The 17,242-nt window shown below is 70.2% G+C and carries 16 protein-coding genes; 7 read left to right on the top strand and 9 right to left on the bottom strand.

The features are described 5' to 3' along the window. The first annotated feature begins 66 nt into the window (after positions 1-66). Positions 67-1,563, top strand: coding sequence for a DNA primase DnaG (gene dnaG, locus BLV25_RS01935; RefSeq protein ID WP_092730513.1), 1,497 nt, complete (start codon positions 67-69; stop codon positions 1,561-1,563). Positions 1,564-1,573: 10 nt separating this feature from the next. Here the strand turns inward: dnaG and BLV25_RS01930 are convergent, their stop codons facing one another. Next, a complete protein-coding gene (locus BLV25_RS01930; RefSeq protein ID WP_021072879.1) occupies positions 1,574-2,092 on the bottom strand; it encodes a GNAT family N-acetyltransferase in 519 nt (172 codons plus the stop codon). After that, positions 2,092-3,405 carry a DUF92 domain-containing protein gene (locus BLV25_RS01925; protein ID WP_092730511.1) on the bottom strand — a complete coding sequence of 438 codons (1,314 nt, stop codon included), beginning with the start codon at positions 3,403-3,405 and terminating at the stop codon, positions 2,092-2,094. Before BLV25_RS01925 ends, BLV25_RS01930 begins: the two co-directional genes overlap by 1 nt. 173 nt (positions 3,406-3,578) lie before the next feature. On the opposite strand from BLV25_RS01925, the gene BLV25_RS01920 reads away from it, so the two are divergent. The 4 genes from BLV25_RS01920 to BLV25_RS01900 all read left to right on the top strand — a co-directional run bounded on the left by BLV25_RS01920 (position 3,579) and on the right by BLV25_RS01900 (position 7,624). Continuing rightward, entirely contained in the window at positions 3,579-4,187 is a 609-nt protein-coding gene (locus BLV25_RS01920; RefSeq protein WP_092730509.1) for an undecaprenyl diphosphate synthase family protein, read from the top strand. 127 nt (positions 4,188-4,314) lie between these two features. Then, on the top strand, positions 4,315-4,914 hold the full coding sequence (locus tag BLV25_RS01910) for a GNAT family N-acetyltransferase (RefSeq protein WP_256335626.1): 600 nt from the start codon (positions 4,315-4,317) through the stop codon (positions 4,912-4,914). Between the two features lie 117 nt (positions 4,915-5,031). Next, the gene (pepF, locus tag BLV25_RS01905; protein WP_021072883.1) at positions 5,032-6,828 is read left to right on the top strand and encodes an oligoendopeptidase F; all 1,797 of its coding nucleotides are present in this window, start codon (positions 5,032-5,034) and stop codon (positions 6,826-6,828) included. A gap of 70 nt (positions 6,829-6,898) precedes the next feature. Next, positions 6,899-7,624: a nucleoside phosphorylase gene (locus tag BLV25_RS01900; RefSeq protein WP_092730507.1), complete on the top strand. Its 726-nt coding sequence runs from the start codon at positions 6,899-6,901 to the stop codon at positions 7,622-7,624. Between the two features lie 72 nt (positions 7,625-7,696). On the opposite strand, the gene BLV25_RS01895 is transcribed toward BLV25_RS01900, so the two are convergent. The 4 genes from BLV25_RS01895 to BLV25_RS01880 all read right to left on the bottom strand — a co-directional run bounded on the left by BLV25_RS01895 (position 7,697) and on the right by BLV25_RS01880 (position 11,837). Continuing rightward, positions 7,697-8,923, bottom strand: a complete 1,227-nt coding sequence (locus tag BLV25_RS01895; RefSeq protein ID WP_092730505.1) for an NAD-binding protein — start codon at positions 8,921-8,923, stop codon at positions 7,697-7,699. An 86-nt stretch (positions 8,924-9,009) separates the two neighbouring features. Next, the gene (locus BLV25_RS01890) at positions 9,010-9,846 is read right to left on the bottom strand and encodes an Sjogren's syndrome/scleroderma autoantigen 1 family protein (protein ID WP_092730503.1); all 837 of its coding nucleotides are present in this window, start codon (positions 9,844-9,846) and stop codon (positions 9,010-9,012) included. 140 nt (positions 9,847-9,986) lie between these two features. After that, entirely contained in the window at positions 9,987-10,406 is a 420-nt protein-coding gene (sufU, locus tag BLV25_RS01885) for a Fe-S cluster assembly sulfur transfer protein SufU (RefSeq protein ID WP_021072887.1), read from the bottom strand. 153 nt (positions 10,407-10,559) lie between these two features. Then, on the bottom strand, positions 10,560-11,837 hold the full coding sequence (locus tag BLV25_RS01880) for an aminotransferase class V-fold PLP-dependent enzyme (protein WP_021072888.1): 1,278 nt from the start codon (positions 11,835-11,837) through the stop codon (positions 10,560-10,562). A 161-nt stretch (positions 11,838-11,998) separates the two neighbouring features. Between BLV25_RS01880 and BLV25_RS01875 the strand changes: the two genes are divergently transcribed. Further along, positions 11,999-12,595 (top strand): DJ-1/PfpI family protein, encoded by a 597-nt coding sequence (locus BLV25_RS01875; RefSeq protein WP_092730501.1) that lies wholly within the window; start codon positions 11,999-12,001, stop codon positions 12,593-12,595. Between the two features lie 150 nt (positions 12,596-12,745). Here the strand turns inward: BLV25_RS01875 and BLV25_RS01870 are convergent, their stop codons facing one another. Further along, a complete protein-coding gene (locus BLV25_RS01870) occupies positions 12,746-13,120 on the bottom strand; it encodes an iron-sulfur cluster biogenesis protein NfuA (RefSeq protein WP_021072890.1) in 375 nt (124 codons plus the stop codon). 110 nt (positions 13,121-13,230) lie between these two features. After that, a complete protein-coding gene (locus BLV25_RS01865; protein ID WP_092730499.1) occupies positions 13,231-13,560 on the bottom strand; it encodes a DUF5783 family protein in 330 nt (109 codons plus the stop codon). A gap of 170 nt (positions 13,561-13,730) precedes the next feature. Between BLV25_RS01865 and BLV25_RS01860 the strand changes: the two genes are divergently transcribed. After that, on the top strand, positions 13,731-14,999 hold the full coding sequence (locus BLV25_RS01860) for an inorganic phosphate transporter (RefSeq protein ID WP_092730497.1): 1,269 nt from the start codon (positions 13,731-13,733) through the stop codon (positions 14,997-14,999). A 29-nt stretch (positions 15,000-15,028) separates the two neighbouring features. Here BLV25_RS01860 and BLV25_RS01855 read toward each other — a convergent pair whose 3' ends face one another. After that, complete coding sequence (locus BLV25_RS01855; protein WP_092730744.1) at positions 15,029-17,161, bottom strand: DUF7846 domain-containing protein; 2,133 nt, start codon at positions 17,159-17,161, stop codon at positions 15,029-15,031. Positions 17,162-17,242: the final 81 nt, after the last annotated feature.

The following is a 17,242-nucleotide window of genomic DNA, read 5'->3' as shown; positions in this document are numbered from 1 at the left end:
GGACGACCATATATAAACGTACTGGCGGCAACGCGCCGCCGTTCACATCACCATCACTGATCACGTATGGAAGACACAGCGAAATACCTCATTCACGCGACCATCGCCGCGGACGGCGTCGTCGAACGGTCCGACGTCGTCGGGGCGGTCTTCGGGCAGACGGAGGGACTGCTCGGGGAGGAGCTCGACCTCCGGGACCTCCAGCAGTCCTCGAAGGTCGGTCGCATCGACGTCTCGATAGAATCGGAGAACGGACAGTCGTTCGGGGAGGTGACCGTCGCCTCCAGCCTGGACAAGGTGGAGACGGCGATCCTCGCGGCAGCCCTCGAAACCATCACGCGCGTCGGCCCCTGCCGGGCGTCCGTCGAGGTCACCCGGATCGAGGACGTGCGCGCGACCAAGCGCCGCGAGGTCGTCGACCGGGCCAAGGAGCTGCTCGCCGGCGGCTTCGAGGAGACGGCCCTCTCGAGCGACGAGGTGCTCGAGGAGGTCCGCGACGCGGCCCGCATCGAGGGCATCGCCGAGTACGAGGGGCTCCCGGCCGGCCCGCGGGTCCACGACTCGGACGCGGTCATCGTCGTCGAGGGGCGCGCGGACGTCCTGACGCTGCTCGACGCCGGGATCAAGAACGGCGTCGCCGTCGAGGGAACGAACGTCCCCGAGGCGGTCGCGGAGCTCAGCCAGGACCGCACCGTCACCGCGTTCCTGGACGGCGACCGCGGCGGCGAACTCATCCTGCGCGAGCTCGCACAGGTCGGCGACGTGGATTACGTCGCCTTCGCCCCCGCCGGCCAGTCCGTCGAGGACCTCGACCGCGGCGCCGTGCTCGACGCGCTCCGCGGCAAGGTCCCCTACGAGACGCTCGCCGACGAACCGAACGCCCGGGAGGTCGCTCGCGACCCTCCGTCGGGGTCGCCGACGACTGAGTCGTCGACCCCTGCGGACGCGACCGACGACGCGGGCGAGGAGTTCGACTCGGAGTCGACCACTCCCGACGGCGCGTCCGACGAGGCGACGCCTGCGGAGGAAACGTCGACGACACGGGAAACGTCAACGACGCGGGAGCCGTCGGCGAACGGGACGGCAGATGCGGAAGCGCCCCCGGCGAACGGAAGCGACGAGAAACCGGACGCCGAGGCCGAGGAGTCCACTACCGCTCAGGGATCCGACGACGCCGATGTCTCCAACGACGCCGATGTCTCCAACGACGCCGATGTCTCCGACGACGCCGATGCCTCCGACGACGCCGACCCGGCCGACGCGAAATCGGTCCGCGACCACGTCTCGGACGTCGTCACCGCCGACAGTGGCCTGGCCAGGCTGCTCGACTCCGCGGGCGAGGTGCTCGCGGAGGTCGACGCCGCGGGCGCCTTCGACGCCGTCGAGGAGGCCGAGCCGTCGCCCCACGCCGTGGTCATCGACGGGGAGATCACCCAGCGGCTGCTCGACGTCGCCGCCCAGCGCGGCGTCTCGCAGGTCTTCGGTCGGTCGACCGGATCGATGGTGAAACAGCCGATCGGGACGCGCGTCACGACGGTCGAGGACGCGGCGGTCGAGGCCTGAACCGCCTTCCCTACTGCGGATCGTCGGCTTCAGCGCTGCGGTCGACGGCGGCGCGATAGCGGACCGCGTCGCGGTCGCCGTACTCGTCCGGCAGCCGCTCGACCGCGCGGAAGCCGCACGACTCGTACAGCGAGCGCGCCGCTTCGTTTTCGACGGCCACGAGCAGCGTCACGGGCGCGTCGGTTCCGACGCGGACCGCGGACAGCAGCTCCCGTCCGCGTCCCTCCCGGCGAAACGCCGGGCCGACGACGAGTTCCGCGACGTGGCGGGCGGTCGGCCCGTCGACGAAGAGGACGTAGCCGACGACGGACTCGGTCCCGTCCGCGGCGGTCGCGGTCGAGACGAGCACGGTCCCGCCGGCGGAGCCGCTCGCCGTGAGCCCGAGCTCGAGCAGCGACGGGGACGGGTCCGGAAGGTGGCGCTGGAGGCGATGCAGCGGCAGCGAGTCGCCGGGCCGAGCCGGCCTGACGCGGCCGGGTGCCGTCCGGACCGGGGGAGTTCGGCCGCCGGATTCGTGGTCCGGCGCCATCAGACCACCAGCACGCTTCCCGCGGCGGCGGCGAGGGCGCCCGCGAGCGTCGCGAGCAGGTTGACCGTCTGGTTGCCGATCCGTCCCCCCTCGAGGAGAGCCCCGAGGAGGCTGTCCACGGTCATCCCGACGACGCCGGCCGCCACCACGACCGCGCCGCCGGTGACGGGATCGCCGACCGGCATCCCGACCGCGGCGAGGACGCCGACGAGGGCGGCGCCCGCGATCCCCGCGAGCTCGCCCTGGAGGGTGACCGCGCCGTCGGTCCCGGGCTCGACCGGCTCCAGCGTGGTGACGAGCCGCGGGTCGTCGTAGAGCCCGCCGATCTCCGAGGCGAGCGTGTCGGCCATCGCGGTCGACACCGCGCCGGCGAACGCGACGGCGAAGACGACGCCGGGCAGCTGGAGGTACCCCGTGGCGGCGTAGCCGACGACCGCCGCGAGCGCGACCGCCGAGTTCGCGAGCACGTTCCCGCTCCCCCGGGCGCCGTCGTTCTCCTGGGCGACTCCGCGGGTGGCCTTCTCGTCGAACCGGAACTTGGAGGCGAGCCCGCCGATCGCGTAGAAGGCGATGAGGACGACGAACCAGCCGACGCCGCCGAGCACGATCGTCAACAGCCCCAGCAGGACGCCGGTCACCATCCCCGGCACCGAGGCGGTCCCGAGCGCGTAGGAGACGTAGCCCAACGCGATCGTGACCCCCAGCGCGAGGACGAGCCCCTGGACGGTCATCGCGGGCGTGATCTCGACGAACAGCCACGCCAGCAGCGCGACCGCGACCATCACGATCGGGTCGTCACGCTCGAACAGCGCCGTTCGGATCAGCGCCGCGGCCAGCGCGCCCACGGCCGCGATGAACACGAAGCCCGGCGGATCGATCGTGCCGCCGGTTGCGGCCACCACGACGACCTGCGCGACGACGCCGGCGGCGGACCCGACGACCACGAAGGCGGTCGCGTGGGCGAACTCGTCGTCGGTGACCGTTCGGACCGTCTGCGTGCCGAGGTTCCCGAACGCCAGGAGGAGGACCGCGGCCGCGTAGACCCGAATCGGCATCGTCACGCGCGGGAGGGTCGCGAAGAGCCCGAGTCCCGCGGCCGCGAGCGCGAACCCGGCCAGCCCGTTCAACCGGCGGTCCCGACGGTCGCCGGGACGTGCGAACAGCTCGAAGACGGGGCCCTCCCGGACGACGAACGCGGCAAGCGCCGCGACGATCGCGAACGGGGCTGCGGCGGCCGCGCCGAGCCACGGCGCGGCCAGCGCAAGCAGCGACACCGCGGCGAATCCGCCCGCCCGTCGGATCCTCGACTGCACGTCCGCGCATACCCCCGACGGTCACTTAACCCTCCCGACATCGGGGGGCGACGCCGCCATCGAGACGTGATGCGTTCGGATCGCGCCGTTCGCCGGCCCCGTTCGCCGACCCCGTTCGCTGACCCCGTCCGCCTCCCGGTCGGTTTTTGCCGATCGACCGCGTTTTCCGGACCGTGGGACTGTACGACACCTACCTCGCGGTTCGCCATCGCCTCCACGAGGCCGACCCGCCCGCCCACGTCGCGGTCGTGATCACCGAACGCGACCTGCTCGAGCAGGGCGCCTACGACACCCTCGAGCGGTTCTTCGGGTGGGCCTTCGGCCGTGGCGCCGAACGCGTGACCGTCCTCGTGTCCGTCCTCGACGCGGCGGTCGTCGAGACCCTCGAGCGCGAGCTCCGCAACGTCGACGCCCCCCGACCGATCGCGGTTCGTGGCCCCGGCGACACCGAGCGGGCCGACGCCCCGATCCAGGTGAGCATCGGACTCGGCGGCAAACGCGAGTTCGCCGATGCGGTCCGGGAGATCGCCGCGGACGTCGCGGCCGGCGACCTCGAACCGGACGCGATCGACGAGGACACGATCTCCGAGCGGCTCGTCTTTCCCGAGGAGCCCGATCTGCTCATCAAGACCGGGGCCGAACGGCTCTCCGACTTCGCCATCTGGCAGTCGGTCTACTCCGAGCTGTACTTCACCGACGTCAACTGGCGCGACTTCCGCGAGCGCGATTACCTCCGGGCGATACTCGACTTCCAGAACCGGAAGCGCCGATTCGGAACCTGAGGTTGCGGCCGGTTCGGTCCGTGGTGGTCGGACGGCTTCGGTCCGTGGTCGCTGAACGGTCCCGGTTTGCGGTCGCCGAACGGTCCCGGTCGTCGCGCTTATCGGCCGCGGCGTCTAACCGTACGGCGTGGCCCGAACCGCCGACCCGACGATCAGGGACGCCTCGCGAGCGGACCTGCTGTCGGTGGTTCGGATCGAGCGAACCGTCTTCTCGGACCCGTGGCCCTACGACGCGTTCGAGCGACTGCTCGACGCTCCGGCGTTCCTCGTCGCCGAGCTGAACGCCGAGGCAACGCCGACCACGGAACGTGGCTCGGGTTCCGGGTCGGAACGCGGATCGACGTCCCGACCGGCGACGGATGCGGAACCGGACGCACCCCTCGACGAGCCCCCCTCGATCGACGCCGGGCCGCCGATCGCCGGCTACGTCGTCGCCGACGTGACGCCCAACTTCGGGCGTGACATCGGCCATATCAAGGACATCGCCGTCCACCCGGACGTTCAGGGACGGGGGATCGGCCGACAGCTGCTCCGAGCCGCGCTCGCTCGGCTTCGGTTTCGCGGCGCTTCCGTCGTCAAGCTCGAGGTCCGGGAAGGGAACGACCGAGCGCGGTCGCTGTACGGCGATCAGGGATTCGCGCCGCTGCGTCGCGTCTCCCGGTACTACGCCGACGGCGAGGACGCGATCGTGATGGTGCTCGATCTCGAGGACTGGACGCCGCCGTGAGTCGAGGGCTGAGCGCCGCCGTCAGTCAAACCGGGCGCGGTCGCGTGATCGCTGCGGCGTGGCGGCGGCCGTGGGGATGTGGGAACTTTTAGGGTCGATCGCACCCTCCCGTTCGCCATGAGTACGGTCCCCGACCGGAGCGAGATCGACGCGCAGTACCGATGGGATCTGGAGGACATCTACCCCGACGACGAGGCGTGGGAGGCGGCCTACGAGTCGGCCTCCGAGCGGGTGGACGAGCTGCGCGAGTACGAGGGGCGGGTCACCGAGAGCCCCGAGACCCTTCTGGAGCTGCTCGAGCTCCGCGAGTCGGTGCTGCGTGAGGTCGCGAAGGTAACGACCTACGCCCGGCTCCGCAGCGCCGAGGACACGACGAACCAGACCTACCAGGCGATGGCCGCCCGGGGGTCCTCGCTCGGATCGACGGCCTCGAGCGCGATCTCCTACCTCGAGCCCGAGCTGCAGGAGGTGACGACCGCGGAGATCGAATCGTTCATCGACGCCGAGCCCGCCCTGGAGACCTACGAGCACTACTTCGAGGACGTCCGCCGGATGAAGCCGCACACCCGGTCGGCGGAGGTCGAGGAGGTGCTCGCGGACCTGTCGGAGGTCACTGACGCGCCCTCGGAGATCTACTCGATGCTCACGAACGCGGATATGGAGTACGGAACCGTCGAGGGCCCCGACGGCGAGCCGGTCGAGATCACCCAGGCCAACTTCACGAAGCTCCAGACCAAACCGGATCGGGAGTTCAGACGCGACGTCCACGAGACCTTCTACGACCACTGGGCGGACGTCCGCAACACCGTCGGCACGTCCCTCGAGAAGGCGGTTCGCGAACACGTGACGGCCGCGGAGATACGGGGCTACGACACCGCGCGCGAGGCCTCGCTCGACGGGTCGAACGTCCCGCCCGGCGTCTACGACACCCTCGTCGACACGGTGCGTGACAACCTCGACGCGCTCCACCGGCACGCCGAACTGAAGCGTTCGGCGCTGGGCGTGGCGGAGCTCCGCAGCCACGACCTGTACATGTCGCTGACCGGCGAGGAGGGTCCCGACGTCGAGTACGAGCAGGCGGTCGAGTGGGTGACCGAGGCGGTCGCCCCGCTCGGGGACGCCTATCAGGACCGGATGGCCGAGGGCCTCGAGAGCCGGTGGGTCGACGTCTACGAGAACGAGGGGAAGCGGTCCGGCGCCTTCTCCTCGGGGACCTACGACACCCAACCGTTCATCCTGATGAACTACCAGGACGACATCGCCTCGCTGTTCACGCTCGCCCACGAGCTGGGCCACTCGATGCATTCGGAGCTGGCGGCCGACGCCCAGCCGTGGCACGACGCGAGCTACGACATCTTCGTCGCGGAGATCGCCTCGACGGTCAACGAGACGCTGTTGACCCAGCACCTCCTCGAGACCCTCGATGACGACGAGCTGCGGACGCACGTCCTCGACGAGTACCTCGAGCGCTTCCGGAGCACGCTGTTCCGCCAGACGATGTTCGCGGACTTCGAACACCGGATCCACGCCCGGATCGAGGACGGCGACGCGCTCACGCCGGACGTCCTCGACGAGACCTACGGCGGCCTCAAGCGGGAGTTCTACGCGCCGGCGACCCTCGAGGGCGGGATCGAACGCGAGTGGGAGCGCATCCCGCACTTCTACTACGACTTCTACGTCTACCAGTACGCCACCGGGATCGCGGCCGCCGCCGCCATCGTCGACCGGATCCTCGAGACGGGCGAGCCCGCCGCGGCCGACTACCGCGATATGCTCGCCGCCGGCGGCTCGGACTACCCGCTCGAGGTCGTCCGGCTCGCCGGGATCGACATGGCCGACTCCGGCCCGGTCGAATCCGCGATCGGCGTCTACCGGAGCTATCTCGACGAGATCGAGACGCTGTTGACGCTGTAGGCCCCGCCGCCTCGGTCGACGGGCGGCCGGCTTTCGCACCGTTTTTCTTCCGTCCCGCGGAGGGTTCGATATGGGTAAACAGCCGCACCTGCTCGTCGAGGAGGGCGACGTCGAATCGATCGCGATCGTTCCCGGCGACCCCGGCCGCGTCGACCGCATCGCCGCCCAGTGTGAGGACCCCGAGACGATATCCGAGAACCGCGAGTACAAGCTCGTCAACGCCAGCTACGAGGGCGTTCCGCTCACGATCTGCTCGACCGGCATCGGCGGCCCCTCGGCCGCGATCGCGCTCGAGGAGCTGGCGAACGTGGGCGTCGAGACGGTCCTGCGCTGTGGCACCTGCGGCGCGCTCCAGTCGGACATCGAGATCGGCGACATGGTCGTCGCCAACGGCGCCGCCAAGGAGGAGGGCACCTCCAAGCGCTACGAGTCCGCCGTCTATCCGGCGGTGCCGAACTACGAGGTCCTCTCCGCGCTGGTCGACGCCGCCGAGGCGAACGACGAGGACGTCCACGTCGGGCCGATCGTCTCCGACGACGCCTTTTATAACGAGAGCGAGGACTACGTCGTCGACTGGGAGGCCGCGAACCTGCTGGCGATCGAGATGGAGGCGGCGACGCTGTTCGCGCTCGCCCGCCGGAAGGGGCTCCGCGCCGGCGCGATCTGTACGGTCGACGGCAACCTCGTCGCGGGGACCCAGAAGGGCGCCGACTCCGACGACGAGCTCCCCGAGAAGGCGAAGAACAACGTCGAACGCGCGATCACGCTGACGCTCGAGGCCGTCGCTGATTTATAAGTAACCGGCATATGGTCGGCGGTCATTTATCAGTAAACTCGGAGTTCACGCCGTCGCCGCCCTGCGACCCTCTCAGTTCGTGTTCCCGTCCGGACCGCTTCCGTCGGAAGTCCCGTCGCGCTCGCTCCCGCCGGACTCCGCGATGCCGAGCCCTTCCTCGTCCATGATCTCCTCGGCGACGGCCTTCGAGTCGGCGCCGAACGCGGAGTCGACGAGGAGGTGGCCGCCCAGCGTCGCCGGCGAGATGACGTCGTCTGCTCCGGCCCGCCGGAGCTTGTCGACGTTCTCGCGCTGGGTCGCGCCGGCGACGATCCGCACGTCGGGGTTGAGCTGGCGCGCGGTGAGGATCGCCAGCGCGTCCTCGGCGTCGTCGTTCGTGGCGACCACGACCGCCCGGGCGTCCGCGATCCGGGCCGTCTCGAGGGGACCCACGTCGCTGGGGTCGGCCGCCAGCACCGCGACGTCGCGGTCGGCGAGCCGGCTCGCGTGGCGCTCGTCGTCGGTGACGACGACGTATTCGACGTCGCGCTCGATGAGCTCTTCGAGGATCGGTTCCGTCAGGTCCCCGTAGCCGAGCACGAGGACGTGGTCGTCGAGGAGGTCGAACTGTCGTTGTGTCATCTTTCCGAGTGCCTTCGAGAGCTGCGCCTCGATCGCGGGCGTCAACAGAACCCCCAGCGCGATCGCGAACGCGGCCACGTTTATCACGAGCACCGAGAGGCCGAACATCCGGCCGATCGCGGTCGTCGGGGTCACGTCGCCGTAGCCGACCGTCGAGGCGGTCACGACGGTGTAGTAGAACGCGTCGACGATCGACTCGATCCCGGTGAACTCCTCGCGCAGCGCGAACGACCCGAACGTGCCGTAGCCGAGCGCGGTCGTCAGCGCCGTCGCCGCGGCCAGCTGCGTCGGCGAGGGGCGGTAGGTCCGGCGAAAGCGGTCCCGGTTGAAAAACAGCGCCGGGATCGAGACGATCGAGAGGGCGACGAGCGGGAGCGAGACGACCGAGACCTGCAGCAGGCCCTGAAGTCCGGTGAGCGGGAGCAGGATCGCGGTCGAGTAGAGGCCGACCCGGTAGCCGCGCTTCAGCGCGTAGCCGCTCGCCAGCATCGCGAAGCCGGTGAGCGTCCCGGTGAACCCGACCGTCTGCCGGACGATGTCGGGGATGTACGGGGAGAGCGGTCCGGCGACGCTCACCCCCGAGATGTGGAGCAGCCCGACGACGATCGACAGCACGGCGACCGCGAACGTCAGGACGATCGACGCCCGGACGGTCACCCACTCGCGGCTCAGCTCCATATCCCTCGGTCGCGCAGGACCGACTTAAAAGGAACGTGCGACGATCGTCGTCCCGATCCGGAGTCGGCCGCGGGCGACGCCCGGCGTCACCGGTCCACCGCGGCGATCGCCTCGGCGGCCTCGCGGGCCGCCTGCAGCTGCTCGCGGGCGCGTCGGGGGTCCTCCGTCCGCTCGGCGGCCTCGGCGAACCGTCGTGCCGTGCGGGCCAGCGACTCGCGGGCCGCCCGGAGATCCTCGGAGGGCGTGTCCCCCTCCGGGGTTCGAGCCGGCTGCGCGTCGGCATCGCCATCAGGCGTGTCGGCGCCCGGAGACGGAGTCGTGGCGTCGGTGGCATTCGGCGCGGCGTTCGCCTCGGCGGCATTCTGTGCGGCGGAGTTCTCCTCGGCGGCATTCGGTGCGGCGGCGTTCGGCGTGGCGGCATTCGGCGCAGCGGCGTTCGATGCGGCGGCGTTCGGCGTGGCGGCATTCGGCGCAGCGGCGTTCGATGCGGCGGCGTTCGATGCGGCACCGGTCTCACGCCCTGCGCCGGTCGTGGTCGAACCGGTTCCGCCAGTCCCCGCCTCGGCGGTCGGTTCGGCGGCCGGTTCCGCGGTTCCGGTCGGCCCGTCGTCGTCGATCTCGATCTCGGTTGGCTCGGTGTCGGTCGGAGTGGCGTCCGCCGTGTCCGCATCGGCGGCGGTGCCGTCAGCCGCGTTGGCGCCCGCCGCGCCCTCGGTTCCCTCGCGGGAGCACGTCGGACAGAACTCCTGGCCGTTGTGTCTGAAGATCGGGTCGCCGCAGGCGTCACAGTGGCTGTTGGTCATCGTCGCGCCCTTCAACAGCAGCTCCGACATGTGCTGGGTGTGCTCGCGCTTCTTTTGGTCCCGCTCGAACTTCTCGCGGAGCTTCTCGCGTTCGGCCTCCTTGTCGAACTCGTCGGTCATAACTGGTGAGAGGGCGTCGATCCGCAAAAGTTCGGCGGGCTCGGTCGGTCATCGGTCGCCGGCCGCGGCGGCGAACTCGGTCCGCGCTCGCAGTCCGCGGCGGCGAACTCGGTCCGTGATCGTCGCTCGCGTCGACGAACTCAATCCTCGGTCTTCGTCCGGTCGACGTCGATCTCGCCGCGCTCGATCTTCACGCCGTCCTGGGCGACCTGTCGGCCCAACACGGCGCATTTCACGCGCATCGGCGAGATGTCGACGCCGAGCATCTCGGTGACGTCGTCGGTGTCGAGCTCCTGGAGCTCCTCGATCGTCATCCCGGCGAGCCGCTCGGAGAGCATGCTCGCGGCGGCCATCGAGATGGCGCAGCCGTCGCCGGTGAACGCGACGGCCTCGATCGTCTCGCCGTCGTCGGCGAGCCGGATGTCCATCCGGATCGTGTCCCCGCAGGAGGGGTTCTCGCCGACGTGCGTGATGTCCGGATCCTCCATCTCCCCGTAGTTGCGGGGGTTCTTGTAGTGATCGAGGATCTGCTGTCTGTACATGTCCGAGCCCAGTCCCATACTGCTTCAGGGTAGCCGGCTCGTCGGGAAAAGCGTTCCGCAGCGGGGTTGGCGGGCCGTTCGGTCGGGCCGTTCGGCGGGGTCTTTGGCGGGGGGCGTTCGACCGGGTCGCGGCCGGGCACAGCCGGCCTCTGACCGCCGCTTTCCGGCGTCCTAGGCGAACAGCTGCCGCGCCTCGTCGATCGCCTCGACCAGCGCGTCGACCTCCTCGACGGTGTTGTAAATGTAGAACGACGCGCGGGCGGTGGCGGGAACGCCGAGCTTGTCGTGGAGCGGCTGGGTGCAGTGGTCGCCCGCCCGGACCGCGACGCCGTGGTCGTTGAGGATGCTCGAGAGGTCGTGGGCGTGGACGCCGTCGACGTTGAACGAGACGAGCCCGCCCCGCCGGTCGCCCGGCGGGCCGTAGACCGTCACGTCGTCGAACTCGCTGAGGCGGTCGTGCGCGTAGGCCGCCAGCAGGTCCTCGTGGGTGCGGATATGCTCCATCCCGACGTCGTCGACGTAGTCGACGGCGGCGGCGAAGGCGATCCCCTGCGCGATGCTCGGAGTGCCCGCCTCGAACTTCCAGGGGAGGTCCTCCCAGGTCGTCTCCTCGTAGGTCACCCGGCGGATCATGTCGCCGCCGTACAGGAAGGGCTCCATCGCGTCCAGCAGCTCCTCGCGCCCGTAGAGCGCGCCGATCCCGGTCGGACCGCACATCTTGTGGGCGGAGAACGCGAGGAAGTCGGCGCCGAGCTCCGCGACGTCGACCGGTCGCGTGGGCACGGACTGGGCGCCGTCGACGAAGAGGTATGCGTCGTGGTCGTGGGCGAGATCGGCCAGCTCGCGCACGGGGTTGATCGTGCCGAGCGCGTTCGAGACGTGGACCGCCGAGACCATCGCGGTCGAGTCGTCGATGCACTCGGCGGCGTGGTCCATGTCGAGCGTGCCGTCCTCCTGAACCGTGATGTAGCGCACGTCGGCGCCGGTCCGCTTGCCGACCTGCTGCCAGGTGACCAGCGAGGAGTGGTGTTCCATCTCGGTGAGCACCACGCTGTCCTCGGGGCCGAGCTCGCGGAGTCCCCAGGCCTGCGCGACGAGGTTCTCCGCCTCGGTCGTGTTCTTCGTGAACACGATCTCCTCGCGACCCTCGGCGCCGATGAACTCGGCGACCCGGTCGTGCGCCTCCTCGTAGGCCACCGAGGCCTCCTGGCTCAGCTGATGGATCCCGCGGTGGACGTTCGCGTTGTACCCGCGGTAGTAGTCGGCGATCGCGTCGACCACCGGATCCGGCGTGTGCGTCGTCGCCGCGTTATCGAGGTAGACCAGCGGCGTGTCGTCCTCCGGCCCCTCCCCCGGCGTGGTGACGTCGCCGCCGACCCGCCGGTTCAGGATCGGGAAGTCGGCCCGAACCGACTCGACGTCGAACGCGTACCCTTCCTGGAGTTCCATTACGGATACCTTGGGTCTCGAGCACCAACACGCCTTCGGTCCGACGCGAGCGGCGCGACAGGGTGTCGGGGTCGCGGTCGGTTTCGGTATCGCAGCCAGGTTTCGAGGCCGACGCAACGATTATGCGGCGTGGGAGCGTAGATCTTGATAGGTGTTTACAAATGGCTAACAAACGGATCCTCGAGATCGCCGGCGACTTCGTCGAGGACTACGAGGTAATGGTGCCGTATCAGGCGCTGCGGATGGTCGGCCACGAGGTCGACGCGGTCGCGCCCGAGACGGAGGACGGTGAGACGGTGAAGACGGCCGTCCACGACTTCCGCGGCGATCAGACCTACTTGGAGACCCGCGGGCACGACTTCGCGATCGACGCCGCGATCGAGGACGTCGACCCGGCCGACTACGACGCGCTCGTCGTGCCCGGCGGCCGCGCGCCCGAGTACCTCCGCACCTACGATTCGGTCCTCGAGACGGTCCGGCACTTCTTCGAGGCGGACAAGCCGGTCGCGGCCGTCTGTCACGGCCCGCAGATCCTCGCCGCCGCGGGCGTCCTCGAGGGACGGACCGCGACCGCCTATCCCGCCGTCCGCGCCGAGGTCGAGGGCGCCGGCTGCTCGTGGGTCGACGGCGTCGTCACCGACGGCAACCTGGTGACCGGGCAGGCCTGGCCCGACCACCCCGAGTGGCTCGCGGCGTTCCTCGAGGTGCTCGGCACGTCGATCGACCACGAGGCCGCCCCGGTCGCGGGCGACGACTAGGTGGCGGCAGCGACGGCCAGCTGGCGTCGCCATCGTTCGGTAACGGCGGCAGCCGCCGCTCCGGAGCGGAGCAACGAACGCTGAAAAACGAACTGCCGAGTCGCGAGGTTCGGCCGAGGAACGGCCGGGTGTGGGATTCGGCTTCCGTTCTCAGAAGGGGGCCTGCGGGCCCTCGTCCTCCTCGCCGTCGTCGCTCGTCTCGCCGGGGAAGGAGGGGGACATCCCGTCGCTGCTCGTGCCGCCGAGGTCGCCGTCCGCGCCGGCGCCCATCCCGGTGTCGGCGTGGACCGTCTCGATCTCCGGGATCTCCTTGACCATCCGGGACTTGATCGCCTGGATCGTCATCGGGGAGATGCCGCAGCCCGAACACGCGCCGCCGAGCTGGATGTGCACCTCGCCGTTCTCGCGGTCGAGGTGGCTGATCGCGGCGTCGCCGCCGTGCATCTGGATCTGCGGGAAGTTGCGCCGCAGGAAGTTCGTGATCCGGTCGCGAAGATCGTCGGTGTCCGCCGCTTCCGTGCTCATACCGCTTGGTTGGCGGTGAACCGGCTTATGCCTTTGGTTCGGAACGGGATTTCGAGAAACTCGTCCGGGGTCGAATCCCACGACTGCGGTCGGGTGTGGGGTCCTCGAGGCTACTCGTCGGGCCGGTCGACGCCGAAGACGCGGTGGAGCTCGTCCTCGATGCGCTCGACGTAGATGTCCAGCGTCTCCTCGAACTTCTCGTCGTCGACGAGCACGCCCTGGAGCCGCTCTCGAGGGTTCTCGGGGAGCTCGACGACGAACTCGCCGTCCTCGTAGAACGGCTCGGACTCGTTCAAGACGGTCTGGTCGATCCCGTGGATCAGCTCCGAGTCGTACCGCTCGTTCATGTGGTTGAACGCGTTCTTGTACGCGCGTTGGAGCTCGGTGAAGTAGTTGGCGTACTTGTCCTCGAACTTCTCGGGGTCGAAGTCGGCGCTCATACCCGGTCGTGGGCGGCGATCGGGGAAAAGTCGGCCGGTCGACGGTCGCGGTCCGCCGTCTCGGACGGCTCGGCGTCGATCCGCCCGTCTCGACGGGAGCATCGACGTCGATCCGACTGCCCCGGCGATGACCTGATCGACTTAAATATCAGGGTCGGATATCGTCGGCCGTGTCGGAACAGGTGCTCCTCCTCGTCGGCATCGTCGTCGCCGCCTTCGTCGGGGTCAACATCGGCGGCTCCGGAACCGGGGTCGCGTTCGGGCCGGCCGTCGGCAGCGGCCTGATCTCGAAGGTCGGTGCGGGCGCGTTGATGTCGGCGTTCGTCCTCGGCGGCGGCTGGACGATCGGCCGCCGGGTCGTGGACACCCTCGGCGCGGGGCTGCTCCGGGGGAACCCGTTCACCCTGGAGACGTCGATCGTCGTCCTCCTGTTCGTCGGCGGGGCGCTGTTCGTCTCGAACCTCTTCGGCGTGCCCGCCTCGACGTCGATGACCGCCGTCGGCGCGATCGCCGGGCTCGGGATCGCTCGGGGGACGCTCAACGGGGGCGTCGCCCTCGAGATCGTCGCCTGGTGGCTGGTGGCGCCCGTCGTCGGCTTCTGGGTCAGCGCCGTCGTCGGCCGGTACTGGTACGACCGGCTCGCGGCGACGCTCGCGATCGACCGCACGGGCGGGTTCCCGGCCCGGATCGACCGATCGGGTCGGATCTCCACGATTCGGTCCGCTCCGTCGGCCACTCCGCGCGAACTGCTGGGCGCGGTCGTCGTCATCGCGATCGCGTGTCTCAACGCGTTCTCGGCGGGCGCCTCGAACGTGGCGAACGCGGTCGCCCCGCTGGTCGGCAGCGGCGACCTCTCGATGAACGGCGGCGTCCTGCTGGCCGCGCTCGCGATGGGCGTCGGCGCGTTCACGCTGGGCCGGCGCACCCTCGAGACGATGGGCAACGACCTCACCGAGCTGCCGTTGACCGCCGCGCTCGTGGTCTCACTGGTCACTTCCGCGCTCGTCGTCGGGCTCTCGGCGCTCGGGATCCCCGCCTCGTTCGTCGTCATCGCCACGATGAGCATCGTCGGGCTCGGCTGGGGCCGCGCCACGCGGCTCCAGGAGCTGCCCGACACGCCGACCGAACACCCGGCCGCGCTCGGCGCGCCCGTCGGGAGCGCCGACGCGCCGGGTGCAGTCGAGGCCGACCGGGCGACCGCGACCGAACCAGCCGATACGGGTGACCGGTCGACCGCGAATGAGGGTTCGGCCGTGGACGGGAGTTCGACCAGGGAGCAGAGCTCGACCGGAGACGAGAGCTCGACCGGGGACGCGCTCAGCGTCGCCGACTTATATAAACCGAGCACGACCGCCCGCGTCGTCCTCCTCCAGAACGCCGTCCCGGTGGCGGCGACGATCGGGTCCTACGTCGTCTTCCGGGCCGTGCCGGCGCTTTGAACTCCGGGATCCCTTTTAAAAGCTCGCCGTCATCCCTCGACCGTAACCGTCGTCTCGAACGCCACGCCGTCCAGGTGTGCGTCCGGATCGTCGGGGATGTAGGTCCCCTCGGTGCCGCACTCCCGGACGAGCGGACAGACGGATCGCTTCGGCGGCCAGATCACCTCGACCGCGTCCTCGCCGCTCGCCGCGTCACCGTCGGCCGTCCCACCCTCGGCCGTCGCCGCCGCGGCCGGCCGAACCGTCGCCTCCTGGCGATACGTGAGCGTTCCGCCGTCCGGCTGCACCAGCGTGACCGTGAGCACGACCGTCTCGGCGTCCTCGCCGATCGGGATCGGGTCGGGGTCGGACGCGTTCGGCCCGGCGCCGGACAGCACGACTCCCTCGGGCGTCAGCCGCCAGTCGACCGTCAGCGACCCCTCGGGATCGCTCACCGCGTAACCGACGTACTCCGACCCCGCGGTTTCGCTCGAGAGGCGGACCCGGGCTCGCGAGACGCGGTCCGGGACGCCGACGGTCGTGGTGGCCGCGAGCGAACCCCCGCGTCGGACGTCCAGCGACTCGAGTTTCGGGATCACGTGCCGGTCCGGATCCGGCGTCCACTCGCCCTGGTAGGTGAACCGGCGATACTCCCGATCGGGATACGCGTCGATCACCGCGAAATCCGCCACCGGGTCCCGGTCCAGCGCGTAGACGACGGGACCGTCGAACCCGGGATCGTTCCGGAGGTACTGGAAGGGATGGTTCTGCCACTCCCCGTACGGCGTCGGGACGAACACGAGGTCGTTCTCGAACTCGGCCGCCTCGATCGGCTCGTAGGCCGCCTCGTACTTGTCGGCGTGGGCCGCGTTGCGCTCGAGCGGTGCGGACGCGATCGAGGCCGTGACCGTCCCCGCGAGCACCACGCCGAGAACGAGGAGGCCGACGGCGAGCACGCGGGCGGCCTGTCCGGCCCGGTCCGACCCCCGCCGATCCGACCACCGGGCTGCGGCCAGGTTCGCGAGCCGCCCCGACAGCCGCCGCCAGCCGACGACGGCGCCGAGGGCGGCGAAGACCGACAGCGGGACGAGCGCGTCGAAGTAGTAGATCGGGCCGAACTGGGAGATCAGCCCGTCGGTCGGATCGCTCATCGTCGCGAGCACGTTGTAGTTCCCCCAGAACGCGAGGTTCGCCAACGGGATCGTCACGAGGGTTCCGGCCAGCAGGCCGCTCGCGGTCCGGCGGAACCTGGCATCCGATGCCCGGTCGATCCACCGACGCGCCGCGATCGCCAAGCCGCCGAGCGCGGCCGCGCTCCCGATCCCGCCCGCGGTCATCCACCGCGTGAGGAAGTACTCGATCACGTAGCCGTTGGCGCGGACGGCCAACTCCGGGGTGTACTCGATCGAGTGTCCGAGGATCCGCCGCCGCCCGAAGCCCGGTCCGTCGAGGGGGGCGAACGCCTCGTAGGGGAACACGAGCGGCGATCCGGTCATCCGCGCGTTGTACGCGAGCGTGACCCCGACGAACAGGATCCCGAACGTGCCGGTGAGGAGGTTCCGGCGAACCACGTTCGGCAGCGTTTCCGACCGCGAGCGGAGCGCCGCGAGCGTGTCGCGGTCGATGGCCCGAAGGGTCGTCACCAGCGCGTGGAGGACGAACGGAGCGGCGACCGACACCGCCGTGTAGGGGCGCGCGAAGAACGCGAACCCGATCGCGATCCCGGCGACGCCGGCCCACCGAAGCGAGCCGTCACGCACCCCGTAGAGGTACGAGACCACGAACAGGAGATTCAACGCCGCGGTTGGCGCGTACGGGAGGAAGACCGCCGTGGTCACCAGCGATAGCGGCGCGGCGGCGAAGACGACTGCCGCGACGAGCCCGACGCGGCGGTCCGCGGCCATCGACCCAAGCCGGTAGACGAGGAAGGCGTTGACTGCGGCGACGACCGCGAGGGTCACCCGCGGCTCGCCCACGACGGCCATCGCGACGGCGTACATCGCGGCCGGCACCGGGGAGTACTTGGGATACAGCCGGTCGCCGTCCTCGATGAAGAACCAGGGATGGAACGCGTCGGCCAGGTCGCCGGGATACAGCGCCAGCTGGCCATCCAACAACATCGCGGCCTGCTGGATGTAGACCGCCTCGTCGTGGTTGCTGGAGTGATACGCGAAGACCGTCATCGCGACCGTGAACACCGCAGTCCCGGCGATCGCCGCGATGCCCAGCGCCGCGAGGGTTTCGGGGGCCGCTTGCCGGAGCCG

The organism is Halopenitus persicus, assembly GCF_900107205.1.
In the GTDB taxonomy this organism is placed as follows: domain Archaea; phylum Halobacteriota; class Halobacteria; order Halobacteriales; family Haloferacaceae; genus Halopenitus; species Halopenitus persicus.
Note: the sequence above shows the minus strand (reverse complement) of the source record. Positions and strands in the feature narration are given on the sequence as shown.